Source organism: Phenylobacterium sp. (assembly GCF_046290725.1).
Taxonomy (GTDB): Bacteria; Pseudomonadota; Alphaproteobacteria; order Caulobacterales; family Caulobacteraceae; genus Phenylobacterium.
On sequence record NZ_JBKBUH010000001.1, the window covers coordinates 947,890 to 960,865 of the forward strand.

A 12,976-nucleotide genomic window follows, 5' to 3' on the forward strand; every position below is an offset into this window, starting at 1 on the left:
GTCGGCGAAGCCGGAGGGACCGTTCAGGCCTCTTCGGTTTCCGTGGCCGCTTCCGTCTTCGAGAGATCTTCGCCGGTTTCCTGGTCGACGATCTTCATGGAGAGCCGGGTCTTGCCGCGATCGTCGAAGCCCAGGAGCTTGACCTTCACTTCCTGGCCTTCCTGCAGCACGTCGGAGACCTTGCCGACACGCTCCTTGGAGATCTGGCTCACGTGGACCAGGCCGTCCTTGGCGCCGAAGAAGTTCACGAAGGCGCCGAAGTCGACGATCTTCACGACCTTGCCGGTGTAGATCGCGCCCACCTCGGGTTCCGAGGCGATGGACTTGATCCAGTCGCGGGCCGCGTCGATCTTCGACTGCTCGGCGGCGGCGATCTTGATGGTGCCGTCGTCGGCGATGTCGACCTTGGCGCCGGTCTTTTCGACGATCTCGCGGATCACCTTGCCGCCGGAGCCGATCACTTCGCGGATCTTGTCGACCGCGATCTTCATGGTCTCGATCTTCGGCGCATACTCGCCGAGTTCGGCGCGGGGCGCCTCCATGGCCTTGGCCATTTCGCCGAGGATGTGCTGGCGGCCGCCCTTCGCCTGTTCGAGGGCCTTGCGCATGATCTCCTCAGTGATCCCGGCGATCTTGATGTCCATCTGCAGCGAGGTGATGCCGTCCTCGGTGCCGGCCACCTTGAAGTCCATGTCGCCCAGGTGATCCTCGTCGCCGAGGATGTCGGACAGGACCGCAAAGCCGTCGGATTCGAGGATCAGGCCCATGGCGATGCCGGAAACCGGCTTCTTCAGGGGCACGCCCGCATCCATCAGCGCCAGCGAGCCGCCGCAGACCGAAGCCATGGACGACGAACCGTTGGACTCCAGGATCTCGGAGACCAGGCGGATGGTGTAGGGGAACTCCTCGACGCTCGGCAGCATCGGGCGCAGGGCCCGCCAGGCCAGCTTGCCGTGACCCACTTCGCGGCGGCCCGGCGCGCCCATGCGGCCGGTCTCGCCCACCGAGAAGGGCGGGAAGTTGTAGTGCAGCAGGAAGCGCTCGTAGTACTTGCCTTCCAGGGCGTCGATCAACTGCTCGTCGTCGCCGGTGCCGAGCGTGGCGACCACTAGGGCCTGGGTTTCGCCGCGGGTGAACAGCGCCGAGCCGTGGGCCCGCGACAGCACCGAGACCTCCGAGACGATCGGGCGCACCTGGTCGACCGTGCGGCCGTCGATGCGCTTTCCGGTGTCGAGGATGTTGCGGCGGACGACGTCGGCCTCAAGCTCCTTGAACACGCCGACCAGCTTCAGCGGGTCGATACCGTCCGGATTGGCTTCGGACTTGGCGAGCGCCTGGACGGCCTTCTCCTTGGCCGCGCCCACGGCGGCGTGGCGGTCGGCCTTGCCGATGATGGTGTAGGCCTTGGCGAGATCCGCGCCGATGAGGTCCTTCACCTTGGCCTTCAGCGCATCGGTGTCGTCCGGGGTGAACTCGAACGGCTCCTTGGCGGCGTGCTCGGCCAGTTCGATGATCGCGTCGATCACCGGCTGCATCGACTTGTGGGCGAAGGTGACGCCGCCCAGCACCACCTCCTCGGAGAGCTCCTGGATCTCCGACTCCACCATCATCACCGCGTCGTGGGTGCCGGCGACGACCAAGTCCATGGCGGACTCTTTCTGCTCATCGAGGGTGGGGTTGAGCACGTATTCGCCGTTCACGTAGCCGACGCGGGCGCCGGCGATCGGGCCCATGAAGGGCGCGCCGGAGAGCACCAGGGCCGCCGAGGAGGCGACCATGGCCACGATGTCCGGATCGTTCTCCAGGTCGTGGGCCAGCACGGTGGCGACCACCTGGACCTCGTTCTTGAAGCCCTTGACGAACAGCGGGCGGATCGGGCGGTCGATCAGGCGGGAGGTCAGGGTTTCCTTCTGCGACGGCGCGGTTTCGCGGCGCGGGAAGGAGCCGGGGATCTTGCCGGCGGCGTAGAACTTCTCCTGATAGTTCACCGTCAGGGGGAAGAAGTCCTGGCCAGGCTTGGCGCTCTTGGCGAAAGTCACGGCCGCCAGCACCTGGGTCTCGCCATAGGTGGCCAGCACCGCGCCGTCGGCCTGACGGGCCATGCGCCCGGTTTCGAGCGTCAGCGTCTTGCCGCCCCACTCGATGGTCTTTCTTTTGATGTCGAACATTTTGGCTTCTTTCTCATCCCGGGGGCGTATTCCCGCCGGGGGCGGACAGGGCGTCGGGGTTCCGAAATCCTCTCCAGACGAACAGGCGATGAGGATTGCTGTGGAACCCTCGGCGGTTGGATCGGGATCCTTAAACCGGAATCCCGAGTTCGCCGCGCAGGTCTTCCCGGCCTGTCAGCGGGAAGCGCGGCTTGGATCTATTGTCAGGCCTGAATGCGCAAAGCCCCCGCCTTGGCGGGGGCCGACCTTCGGGTCTTTAGCGGCGCAGGCCCAGCTTCTCGATCAGCGCCTGATAGCGGCCCTGGTCGGACTTCTTCAGGTGGTCGAGGAGCGAACGGCGCTGGGAGACGAGCTTCAGGAGCCCCCGGCGCGAGTGGTTGTCCTTCTTGTGGGTCTTGAAGTGCTCGGTCAGGTTCGCGATCCGCTCGGAGAGGATCGCCACCTGCACTTCGGCGCTTCCGGTGTCGCCCTCGGAGCGGGCGTGTTCCTTGATGAGGTCGGCCTTGCGGTCGGTGGTGATCGACATCGGTTAGTCTCCGCTCTTGTCCAGATGGAAGACCCGCGAAGGCTCGAGCTTGCCAGCGCGCATCTCGCAGAGGGCCACCATCACGCCGTCCGCCATCGCCGAAACGGTGCGGGTCCCGGGGGTGAGCCGGGCCTTCAGCGCTTCGACCTGTCGGGGAACGAGAACGATCGGCCGTCCCTGCTTAAGCCTGAAGGCGTCTTCGGCGGTCACGGCCAGCGCCGGGATGTCGTCCAGCGCGGTCTCGACCGGAAGCAGGGCCTCCAGATGGCGCGCCTTATGCCCTAAATCCTCCAGCAATTCCAGTTCTATCGCCTGGTCTTCTCCGAAGGGGCCTACGCGGGTGCGGCGAAGCGCGCTCACATGGCCGCAGGCGCCGAGCGCCGCGGCCAGGTCGCGGACCACCGCACGCACATAGGTGCCCTTGCCGCACGCCATCGAAAGTTCGACATGGTCGGCGTCCGGCGCGCCGAGGATGCGGAGATCGTGGATGACGGCGGGGCGGGCCTTCAGCTCCACCGTCTCGCCGGCGCGGGCCAGGTCGTAGGCCCGCTCCCCGTCCACCTTCACCGCCGAAAACGCCGGCGGAACCTGCTCGATCTCGCCGATGAAGGCCGGCAGGGCCGCCTCCACCTCAGCCAGGGTGGGGCGAACCTCGGATGTGGCGGTGGTCTCGCCTTCCCGGTCGAAGCTGGCGGTGGAGCGGCCCCACTCGATGGTGAAGCGATAGGCCTTGTCGGCGTCCATCATGAACGAAACGGTCTTGGTCGCTTCGCCGAGCGCGATGGGCAGAACGCCGGTGGCCAAAGGGTCCAGGGTGCCGGCGTGGCCCGCCTTCTGGGCGTTGAAGATCCGCCGCACCCGGCTGACCGCCTGGGTGGAGCCGAGGTCGTAAGGCTTGTCGAGGCAGATCCAGCCGGAGACCGCCTCGCCCTTGCGCCGACGGCCCATCAGTCCTCGTCCTTCCAGGCGTCCGAGGGCGGCTGGGGCGAGATGTCCTGGCGCACCTTCGGATCGTCGAACAGGCGGCTCATCCGGCCCGCCTCGTCGAAGCTCTCGTCGTGCAGGAACTTCAGATCCGGCGTGAACTTCATGTCGATCGTCCGCCCCAACCGGCCGCGCAGGAACTTGGCGTGGCGGTTCAGCGCCTCGACCACCGCCTCGGCCCCCTCGCCGCCCAGCGGTTCGACGAAGCAGACGGCGTGGCGCAGGTCCGGGCTCATGCGGACCTCGGTGACGGTGACGGAGACGCCCTCCATCGCCGGATCGGCGATGTCCTCCTCGCGGAGGATCTCCACCAACGAATGACGGATGAGCTCGCCGGCGCGAAGCTGGCGCTGGCTGGGCCCCGCGGCGCCGCCGCGGCCCTGTTGACGTTTCATGGCTTGGCCTTCCTTCACGCCCTGGCCCGCGGTTCGGACGCGGGTCTTCAGGAGAAGGCGGGCTTCTAGGCGGGCAAGGAAGGGAAGTCCAGCCTAGCCGCGAGGAGGCTGCGCGGCCCCGGTCCTTTCGCGGAAGAAGGCGATCACCCGCTGCTCGGCCGCCTTGGTGGGCCCATCCTCCTTCAGGTGCAGGGTGAGGACGGAATGCGGCGCCATAGGCGCCGGCGCGGCGTCTTCGTCGGCGAGCTCGATGGCCTCGAAGCGATCGCCGAACGCCCGACGATAGGTCTGGAACCGAGCGTCCGGAACCAGCTTGTCGCTCCGGAAGCGCAGGCCGATCATGGAAAGGTCTTCGTCCTCGAGGCGGCGCCGGACGCAGGCGATCTCCGCGGGCGAGGCGCCGACGCCGGCCGCCCGGCGGGGGCTCTTGCCCGCCAGCGGCAAGGACGGTTGGGACAGCACCGGCGCCACCACCGCGGGCTCGGTCATCATGGCCAGGGCGAAGCCGCCGGTGAAGCACATGCCCACGGCGCCCACGCCGGCGCCGCCGCAGTCCTCATGCGCCTTGCGCGCCAGAGCCTTCAACCAGTCGACGATGGGGCTCGACCGGTCGGCGGCCCAGACATGGAATTCCCGCCGGATGCAGATCGCCGCCAGGGCCTCGCGCATCATGTAGCCGGGAGAGACCGGCCGCCCCGGCTCGCCGAAGAGGTTGGGGCAGAAGACGGTCATGCCGGCCTCGGAGACGCGATCGGCGAAGCGGATCACCAGGGGATGCAGGCCCGGCATCTCGTGCATCACGATCACCGCAGGCCCCGCGCCCTTGCGGAACACCGGCCGGCGCCGGCCGCCGTGCTCGAATTCGAACCTCTCGTAGCCGGCCAGCGCCGTTTCGTAGCCCATCGTCCCCTCCCGTCAGGATCGGACGAGCTTAAGCCGGGTCAGCGGGAAACCCGAAGCTCCGAAAGATCGCCTTCGAAGCCGGTGAGCCGCCAGGTCCCGCCCTGGCGGGTGAAGACCAGCAGGCAGGGCCCGTTCTTGCTGCGCGTGGCGCAGACCTGGCCCGTGTCCATGCGGCGCAGGTTGCCGGAAATCACCGCCGGCGGCGGGATCGGGTCGGTGCGCTTGTAGCCGTAGCGCTCGGCGACGGCGCGGAAGACCCGCGGCTGGATCAGCGCGTCGCCGGCCAGACCCGCCAAGGTCGGGGCCAGGAGCGCGGCCGCGGCCGCCCAGTCCTCTCGGCCCGAGCGGGCCTTGGCCTCGGCGGTCAGGCGCGCCTCGATTTGCCGCTCCAGGGCGCCGCGATCCACGTGGGCCTCGAAGGCCGCACGGTCGTCGTCGCGGATCGCGATCAGCAGGCGGTGGACGTCGCCGGCGGCGTCGTAGCGCTCGGCCGTGGCGCAGGCTGCGAGCGCAAGGGCGAGACAGGAGGCGAAGAGGGCGCGGATCATTCCGAGGGCGGCTGGCGAGTGTAGCGAAGGAGGGAGAGGTCGTAGCCCAGGGCGCGCACGTGGTCGACCAAATCCGCCCGCAGTTGCGGACTGGGGACCGGGTCGCGGGTGAGTATCCAGAGGAACTTCCCCGAGCCCTCGCCGACGATCGCCCACTCGTAGGCCTCGCCGCGATCGAGAACCCAGTAGTTGGTGAACAGCGCCGGACCGAAGAAGGACACCTTGAACTTTGCGCCCAGCGGATCGCCGGCAGGGACGGCCTTGCCTTCGCTGGTCTTGATCGGGCCGTCGACCGCGCCTTCGCGGCAAGTGTTCTTGACGGCCACCTCGCCCTCGGGTCGCAGCGAATATTCGGCCGTCACGCCTTCGCAGCCCTTCTCGAAGCGGTTCTCATAGCGCGCAAACTCGTACCAGAGGCCCTGATAGCGCGAGATGTCCACCGGCTTGGCCGGTTCCGGAACGTCTCGGTTGCCGACAGGCCCGCCGACGCACGCCGCGAGGATAAGCGCGCAGGCCGCGATGGGGAGTTGGCGCATGGGGCTGGTCTCGCTTCAATGTTGGGGGAGCGAAGCTTCAATGCGCGGACGACCGCCGAGTTTCGAAACGAAGAAGCGCGACGCCTTGCAGCGCCGCGCTTCTGTCTCGATCTCCGCCAAGCGCGCCGTCAGAGGCTGCGCTTGACCTCTTCCAGGGTGAAGCACTCCACGACATCGCCTTCCTTGATGTCCTGGAAGCCCTGGAAGAACATCCCGCACTCGACGCCCGAGCCGACTTCGGCCACGTCGTCCTTGAAGCGCTTGAGCGTCTGCAGGGTGCCCAGTTCGAGGACGACGATGTCCTCGCGGATGATCCGCACGCGGGCGCCGCGGCGCACCACGCCCTCGGTGACCCGGCAGCCGGCCACCCGGCCCACCTTGGTGATGTCGAACACCTGCAGGACGCGCGCATTGCCGAGGAAGGTCTCGCGCTGTTCCGGCGCCAGCATGCCCGAGAGCACGCCTTTGATGTCGTCGATCAGGTCGTAGATGATCGAATAGTAGCGGATCTCGACGCCTTCGCGCTCGGCCAGCGCCTGGGCCTGCTTGGAGGCCCGGACGTTGAAGCCCAGGATCGGCGCGCCCGAGCCCTTGGCCAGCGTCACGTCGCTCTCGCTGATCGCGCCGGCGCCCGACAGGATGATCCGTGCACGGACCTCGTCGGTGGCCAGCTTCTCCAGCGAGCCCACGATCGCCTCGGCCGAGCCCTGGACGTCGGCCTTGATGATGACCGGCAGCTCCGAGACCTTCTTGTCCTGAAGCTTGGCCATCATGTCGGCCAGGGTCGCGCCCGCCGCGATGGGCAGGCCCGCCTTCTCGCGCTTCACGCGGATGCGGTACTCGGTGATCTCGCGGGCGCGCGCCTCGCTTTCGACCACCGCGAAGGGCTCGCCAGGATCGGGCGTGCCGTCCAGCCCCAGGATCTCCACCGGGGTGGAGGGGCCGGCGGTCTGCACCTGCTCGTCGCGCTCGTTCAGCAGCGCCCGCACCCGACCCCAAGAGGAGCCGGCCACGACGATGTCGCCGCGCTTCAGCGTACCGCGCTTGACCAGCGCCGTGGCCACGGCGCCGCGTCCGCGATCGAGCTTGGCCTCGATGATGATCCCATCGGCCGTCCGGTCCGGATTGGCCCGCAAGTCCATCAGCTCGGCCTGCAGGAGGATGCCCTCGAGCAGGTTTTCCAGGCCGGTCTTCTTCAGGGCCGAGACCTCGATGGCCTGGGTTTCGCCGCCCAGGCTCTCGACCACGATCTCATGCTGCAGGAGCTCGTTGATGACCCGCTGTGGATTGGCGTCCGGCTTGTCGATCTTGTTGATCGCCACGATGATCGGGGCGCCGGCCGCCTTGGCGTGCTGGATGGCCTCGATCGTCTGGGGCATGACGCCGTCGTCGGCCGCCACCACCAGCACCACCACGTCGGTCACGTTGGCGCCACGCGCCCGCATGGCCGAGAAGGCCGCGTGGCCCGGGGTGTCGAGGAAGGTCACCGCCTGACCGCTCTCCAGCCGCACCTGGTAGGCGCCGATATGCTGGGTGATGCCGCCGTGTTCGCCGGCGGCCACGTCGGCCGAGCGCAGGGCGTCGAGCAGGCTGGTCTTGCCGTGGTCGACGTGACCCATGACAGCCACCACCGGCGGGCGGGGAACCATGGCCTCGCCCTGGTCCTCGGCGCCGATGAAGCCCTCTTCGACGTCGGCTTCGGAGACGCGGCGGACGGTGTGGCCGAATTCCGTCGCCACCAGTTCTGCGGTGTCGGAATCGATCACGTCGTTGATCTTCAGCATCACGCCCTGACGCATCAGGAACTTGATGATCTCCACGCCGCGGGTCGCCATCCGGTTGGCCAGTTCGGCCACGGTGATGACGTCGGGAATGACCACCTCGCGGGCCACGCGGGCCTGCTCCTGGGCGCCGCCCTTGCGCTTTTCGCGCTCGCGTTCGCGGGCCCGCCGCACCGAGGCGAGGGAGCGCATCCGTTCGACGGCGCCCTCGTCGTCCCCGGCCACGGCCTGGATGGTCAGGCGGCCTTCGCGGCGCTGGGCCGCGCCCTTGACGCGGGAGATCGCCTTGGTGGGAGCCGCGGCCTTGCGGCGCGTATCCTCATCGTCGTCCGGCCGCCGGTCGAGATTGGCCGAGCCGGGGCGCGGCGCCTGGCGGGCCGCGCGCTGGATTTCCGGCGTCGCGGGCGGCGCGGCGGCGCCGACGCGCGGCGGGCGCGGGCCCCCAGGGCGGTCGCCGGTGCGGCCGGGCGCCGGGCGTGGCGCGAGCGCCGAATAGCGGACGGTGTCGCCGGTCGGGCGCGGACCGCGCTCGCCTTGCGGGCGGTCTCCGCCCGGTCGGGGACCGCGGTCGGGCCGGTCGTCGCGGCGCTGGAAGCCGGTGTTCTCGCGCGGGGCGCGCTGATTGAAGTTGGCGCCTTCGAAACGGCCGGAGGGCCGCTCGGGCCGGTCCGGCCGATAGGTCGTGGTGGTCGGCCGGTCGTCGCGACGGTCGCGCGACGGTTCGTAGGTGCGGGTCTGGCCGGGCGCGGCGGGCCGCGACGCCTCGGCGGCCGGGCGCGGCGCCTGGGGCGCAGCGGCCTGCGGCGGCGGAGCCGGCTGGGGCGCCTGGGCGGCGGGCGCTGGGGCGCTGGGGGGCGGCTCGGCCGCCTTGGCCGCCGCTGCGCGGGCGGCTTCGGCCTCGGCGCGGGCGCGCTCCTCGCGGGCGCGGCGCTCGGCCTCCTGACGCGCCTGCTGCTCGCGGGCCAGTTCGATGGCGCGCTGGCGGGCGCGCTGCTCTTCGGGCGACAGGCCGGAAGCGTCGCGGCCGCCGCCTTGCGGCGCCTGGCGCGGCGCGGAGGGCGCCGGCGTGAACGCCCGCTTTTCGGCCGAGGACGGCGCGGCGAGGTTCCCCGCGGCCGGCGCGTGGGTGCGCTGGCGCTTGGTCTCTACGACCACCGTCTTGGATCGGCCGTGGCTGAAGCTCTGCTTCACCGTGCCCGCGCTGACCGATCCGGCCCCACGAGGCTTGAGGGTCAGGGGAGCTCGCCCTCCGGAGGGCCGGCCGTTGTCGTTCTCGTCGCTCATCCGCTCGCTTTACTCAATTCCGGGACGGTCCCGGACCGATATTCCAATAGGCCTAGGCGCGCGAAACCGGTTCAGGTTCCGCCCGCCTGAAAAGGCTGCTCCTCGCGCCAACTCTCGGGAAGGAGCGGGCGGAAGCCTGATAGCCGCCGGACGTCGGATGTCCAGCGACCGGCGCCGCGCCCCGCAAGGAAGGCGGTGTGTATCACATTCTCGCCGCCCAAGGCCAAACCCAATTCGGCCGCGGAGTAGACTCCGAGCGTTTCAACGGGCCGGGGTGACTTTCGGGCGACGTTCAGGATCTTTCGCCGACCGTCCGCTGCGCCGTCCGACGCCTCGATCAGCCAAGTCGCCTTGCCGGCGGCGAGCGCCGCAGCGACCTTCTCGAAGCCGGAGATAAGGTCGCCGGCGCGCTTCGCAAGCCCCAACCCGTCCAGAACCCGCTTCCGCAGCAGAGCCTCGACCTGGTCGGCCAGGTCTGGCGCGGCCGAGAGCTTGGCCTTGGCCGCGCGGGAGAACAGCCCCTTGCGGGCGGCCGTCTCGACGGACGCGCGGTCGGCGGCGACCCACAGGCCCCGGCCCGGCAGCTTGCGCGCCAGGTCGGGAACCACGGCGCCGCCCGGCCCGGCGACGAAGCGGATCAGGCGATCCTCCTCCATCACCTCGCCGGTGACGATGTCCCGCCGCTCGCGGGCGGCCTCGGCCAGGGTCGCGGGTCTCGCCGTCAGGGCCTCAGGCCTCCCGATCCTCGCGGCCGCCGCCGAACACCGCCTCGGCTTCGGAATAGGCCTGTTCCGCCTCGTCCTCGTATTCCGGCTCCGGTTCCGGCTCCGGCTCCGGCGCCTCGACCCAGCCCATGGCGATGCGGGCGCGCATGATCAGGGCCTCGGCCTCGTCGGCGCCGAGTTCGAAGCTCTCCAGGATGCCGGGCTCGCGCACGCGCTCGCCGTCCTTGGTCTCGAACCAGCCGCGCAGGTCGTCCGGCACCAGGCCCGCCAGATCCTCGACGGTCTTTACGTCGCCCTGGCCCAGCGCCACGGCCATGGGCAGGGTCACGCCCTCGATCTCGAGAACCGCGTCCTCCACGCCCAGCTCCCGGCGCTTGGCGTCGTACTCGGCGGCTTCCTTCTCCAGGTACTCGCGGGCGCGCGTCTGAATCTCCTCGGCGGTATCCTCGTCGAAGCCTTCGATGGCCGCCACCTCGGAGGAGTCGACATAGGCCACGTCCTCGACGGTGGCGAAGCCCTCGGTGACCAGCAGCTGGGCGATGACCTCGTCCACGTCCAGGGCTTCCTGGAACAGGGCCGTGCGCTCGGCGAACTCGCGCTGGCGGCGCTCGCTCTCCTGGCTCTCGGTCATGATGTCGATCTGCCAGCCGGTCAGCTGCGAGGCGAGGCGGACGTTCTGGCCCCGGCGGCCGATGGCCAGCGACAGCTGCTCGTCGGGGACCACCACCTCGACCCGCTCGTCCTCCTCATCCATGACGACCTTGGAGACTTCGGCCGGCGCCAAGGCGTTGACGATGAAGGTCGCCTCGTCGGGGCTCCATTGGATGATGTCGATCTTCTCGCCCTGCAGTTCGGCGACGACAGCCTGCACGCGGCTGCCGCGCATGCCGACGCAGGCGCCGACCGGATCAATGGAACTGTCGTTGGAGACCACCGCCATCTTGGCGCGGCTGCCGGGATCGCGGGCCACGGCCCGGATCTCGATCACGCCGTCATAGACCTCCGGCACTTCCTGGGCGAACAGCTTGGCCATGAAGCCGCCGTGGGCGCGGGAGAGCAGGATCTGCGGGCCCTTGGTCTCGCGCCGCACGTCGTAGATGTAGCAGCGGATGCGGTCGCCGATGTTGAAGTTCTCGCGCGGGATCGACTGGTCGCGGCGCATGATGCCCTCGCCGCGGCCCAGGTCGACGACGGTGTTGCCGTACTCGACCCGCTTGACCACGCCGTTGACGATCTCGCCGACCCGGTCCTTGAACTCCTCGTATTGGCGCTCGCGTTCGGCCTCGCGGACCTTGCCGGTCACCACCTGGCGGGCCATCTGGGTCTGCACCCGGCCGAACTCGAAGGGCGGCAGGATCTCTTCGTAGGTCTTGCCGACGAAGGCCTCGGGATCGGTGCGCTTGGCGTCGGAGAGCCTCAGGATGCCCGCGGGCTCCTCTTCGCCGGCCTCGGCGTCCCAGCTGGCGTCGTCCTCGACCACGGTGACCACGCGCTTGACCGTCATTTCGCCGGTCTTAGGGTCGATGCGCACGCGGATGTCGTGCTCGGCGCCGTAGCGGGCGCGCGCGCCCTTCTGCATCGCCTCCTCGATGGCCTCGATGACGACTTCCTTGTCGATGGCCTTCTCGCGGGCCACGGCCTCGGCGATCTGCAGGAGTTCAAGCCGGTTGGCGGAAATGCCGGTCAGGCTCATGGACGGAGATTCCTCTACTCGGTCGAATCTTGGGGTTCTTCGGATATCCGGGCCGCGCGACGCTCTGCGCCCCGCTTCATCAGCTCGTCGTTCATCACGAGCTTGGCCTCGACGATCCACGAAAAGGGCACAAGGGCGGTCGAATCCTCGCCCTCAAGGTCGATGGCGACATTGTCGCCCTCCACGCCCGCCAGCTGGCCGCGGAAGCGCTTGCGCCCCTCGGCCATTCGGTCGAGCTCCAGCTTGGCCTCGTAGCCCTCATAGGCGTCGAAGTCCTTCAGCCGGGTCAGCGGCCGGTCGATGCCTGGCGAAGAGACTTCCAGTACATATTCCCCGGAGATGGGGTCGGCGGCGTCCATCACCTCGGAAATCGCGCGAGACAGGCGGGCGCAGTCCTCGACCACCATCTCGCCGTCGGGAGTCTCGGCCATGATCTGCAGGCGGCGCGCATGGTCGCCGCCCATCAGCCGCAGGCGGACGATCTCATAGCCCGCGGCTTCGGCCACGGGGTCCAGCAGCTCCAGGAGCCTTGCGTCTTCGGCGGTCTTGCCGCGCATAAGCTTGGCCATCCTCCGGCAAACAAAAAAGCGGCCGGGCCGGAGCCCGCCGCTCGTATGCGCCATCCGGCGCTACAAACGATGTTGAAGGCGAATATAGCGACGGCTCAGAGGTTTGTCACGGGGTCTCGCCGACCACCGCCAGCAGCCGCTCGCCGAAGGCTTCGCAGACCGCGGGACCGGCGCCCGAAAGGTCGAAGCGCAGGACGTCATCCGCCCCGCCCTCGACAAGAACCAGATCCCCGGCGACGCCTCGATAAAGCCGGCCCCGGTGCGGCGGAAAGGCGCTCACGAACTCGCCTGCGTCGGCGAAACCAAGACCGCCCACCGCTGCGCCCGCCGCACGTGCATCGGTCGCGCTCAACCAGACACGGCGCAAAACCGGGCCCTCAAGCGGCCCCTCCGCTCGATAAAGCGGCCGGTCGAATACAGGCGAAGCCCACGCCTCCGGCTCGGCCGCATAGTCGATCACAAAGAGCTGGCTGAGCACGCCCCGGTCTCGCCGGAAGGACATCAACGACCAGGGCGAGCCATCCCCCGCGTCGCGCCAGCGCACGACGCGGATGCCCCAGCCGTGCTCCGCCGCCAACGCTTCGGCCTTTCCGATGTCGCCGCGAAGCCCCAGCAGCACATGGCCCTTCGGCTGAGCGACCGGGGCCTGATGGATGTCGAGGAAGGCGCCGCCGGCGAGCCGAACACCCCAGGCGGCGACCCCTCCCTCGGGAGCGTAACCTTCCAGCACAGGCAGGCCGGCGAGCTCAGAGAGCTGGGCGGCCAGGGCCGCCGCAGCGCCGGTCCAGATCGCCAGATGATCGAGCGCAAGCACGGCGCACCTCCCGACGGCGAATTCTAGTCCATCCGCCGGCCGCCTGCTCC

General features: G+C 69.3%; 12 protein-coding genes. All 12 read right to left on the minus strand.

Annotated elements, in window-relative coordinates; genetic code table 11:
• Window positions 1–23 precede the first annotated feature (23 nt).
• On the minus strand, window positions 24–2,168 hold the full coding sequence (gene pnp, locus ACK41C_RS05030; protein WP_409651102.1) for a polyribonucleotide nucleotidyltransferase: 2,145 nt from the start codon (window positions 2,166–2,168) through the stop codon (window positions 24–26).
• 256 nt (window positions 2,169–2,424) lie between these two features.
• Entirely contained in the window at window positions 2,425–2,694 is a 270-nt protein-coding gene (gene rpsO, locus ACK41C_RS05035; protein ID WP_409651104.1) for a 30S ribosomal protein S15, read from the minus strand.
• 3 nt (window positions 2,695–2,697) lie between these two features.
• Window positions 2,698–3,642, minus strand: a complete 945-nt coding sequence (gene truB, locus ACK41C_RS05040; RefSeq protein ID WP_409651106.1) for a tRNA pseudouridine(55) synthase TruB — start codon at window positions 3,640–3,642, stop codon at window positions 2,698–2,700.
• A complete protein-coding gene (gene rbfA / locus ACK41C_RS05045; protein WP_409651108.1) occupies window positions 3,642–4,073 on the minus strand; it encodes a 30S ribosome-binding factor RbfA in 432 nt (143 codons plus the stop codon). Before rbfA ends, truB begins: the two co-directional genes overlap by 1 nt.
• 93 nt (window positions 4,074–4,166) lie before the next feature.
• Window positions 4,167–4,976 carry a dienelactone hydrolase family protein gene (locus tag ACK41C_RS05050; protein ID WP_409651110.1) on the minus strand — a complete coding sequence of 270 codons (810 nt, stop codon included), beginning with the start codon at window positions 4,974–4,976 and terminating at the stop codon, window positions 4,167–4,169.
• A 38-nt stretch (window positions 4,977–5,014) separates the two neighbouring features.
• Complete coding sequence (locus ACK41C_RS05055) at window positions 5,015–5,524, minus strand: DUF2939 domain-containing protein (protein WP_409651112.1); 510 nt, start codon at window positions 5,522–5,524, stop codon at window positions 5,015–5,017.
• Window positions 5,521–6,060, minus strand: coding sequence for a lipocalin family protein (locus tag ACK41C_RS05060; protein WP_409651114.1), 540 nt, complete (start codon window positions 6,058–6,060; stop codon window positions 5,521–5,523). Before ACK41C_RS05060 ends, ACK41C_RS05055 begins: the two co-directional genes overlap by 4 nt.
• 128 nt (window positions 6,061–6,188) lie before the next feature.
• Complete coding sequence (gene infB, locus ACK41C_RS05065) at window positions 6,189–9,125, minus strand: translation initiation factor IF-2 (protein WP_409651116.1); 2,937 nt, start codon at window positions 9,123–9,125, stop codon at window positions 6,189–6,191.
• Between the two features lie 71 nt (window positions 9,126–9,196).
• Window positions 9,197–9,850, minus strand: coding sequence for an RNA-binding protein (locus ACK41C_RS05070; RefSeq protein ID WP_409653921.1), 654 nt, complete (start codon window positions 9,848–9,850; stop codon window positions 9,197–9,199).
• A 4-nt stretch (window positions 9,851–9,854) separates the two neighbouring features.
• Window positions 9,855–11,543, minus strand: a complete 1,689-nt coding sequence (gene nusA / locus ACK41C_RS05075) for a transcription termination factor NusA (protein ID WP_409651118.1) — start codon at window positions 11,541–11,543, stop codon at window positions 9,855–9,857.
• A gap of 14 nt (window positions 11,544–11,557) precedes the next feature.
• Window positions 11,558–12,100 carry a ribosome maturation factor RimP gene (gene rimP / locus ACK41C_RS05080; protein WP_409653924.1) on the minus strand — a complete coding sequence of 181 codons (543 nt, stop codon included), beginning with the start codon at window positions 12,098–12,100 and terminating at the stop codon, window positions 11,558–11,560.
• Between the two features lie 118 nt (window positions 12,101–12,218).
• Window positions 12,219–12,926 (minus strand): hypothetical protein, encoded by a 708-nt coding sequence (locus tag ACK41C_RS05085; RefSeq protein WP_409651120.1) that lies wholly within the window; start codon window positions 12,924–12,926, stop codon window positions 12,219–12,221.
• Window positions 12,927–12,976: the final 50 nt, after the last annotated feature.

Bases quoted from the DNA above. Each gene is read 5' to 3' on its own strand.
- pnp (WP_409651102.1), bottom strand. From the start codon at position 2,168: ATGTTCGACATCAAAAGAAAGACCATCGAGTGGGGCGGCAAGACGCTG.
- rpsO (WP_409651104.1), bottom strand. From the start codon at position 2,694: ATGTCGATCACCACCGACCGCAAGGCCGACCTCATCAAGGAACACGCC.
- truB (WP_409651106.1), bottom strand. From the start codon at position 3,642: ATGGGCCGTCGGCGCAAGGGCGAGGCGGTCTCCGGCTGGATCTGCCTC.
- rbfA (WP_409651108.1), bottom strand. From the start codon at position 4,073: ATGAAACGTCAACAGGGCCGCGGCGGCGCCGCGGGGCCCAGCCAGCGC.
- ACK41C_RS05050 (WP_409651110.1), bottom strand. From the start codon at position 4,976: ATGGGCTACGAAACGGCGCTGGCCGGCTACGAGAGGTTCGAATTCGAG.
- ACK41C_RS05055 (WP_409651112.1), bottom strand. From the start codon at position 5,524: ATGATCCGCGCCCTCTTCGCCTCCTGTCTCGCCCTTGCGCTCGCAGCC.
- ACK41C_RS05060 (WP_409651114.1), bottom strand. From the start codon at position 6,060: ATGCGCCAACTCCCCATCGCGGCCTGCGCGCTTATCCTCGCGGCGTGC.
- infB (WP_409651116.1), bottom strand. From the start codon at position 9,125: ATGAGCGACGAGAACGACAACGGCCGGCCCTCCGGAGGGCGAGCTCCC.
- nusA (WP_409651118.1), bottom strand. From the start codon at position 11,543: ATGAGCCTGACCGGCATTTCCGCCAACCGGCTTGAACTCCTGCAGATC.
- rimP (WP_409653924.1), bottom strand. From the start codon at position 12,100: ATGCGCGGCAAGACCGCCGAAGACGCAAGGCTCCTGGAGCTGCTGGAC.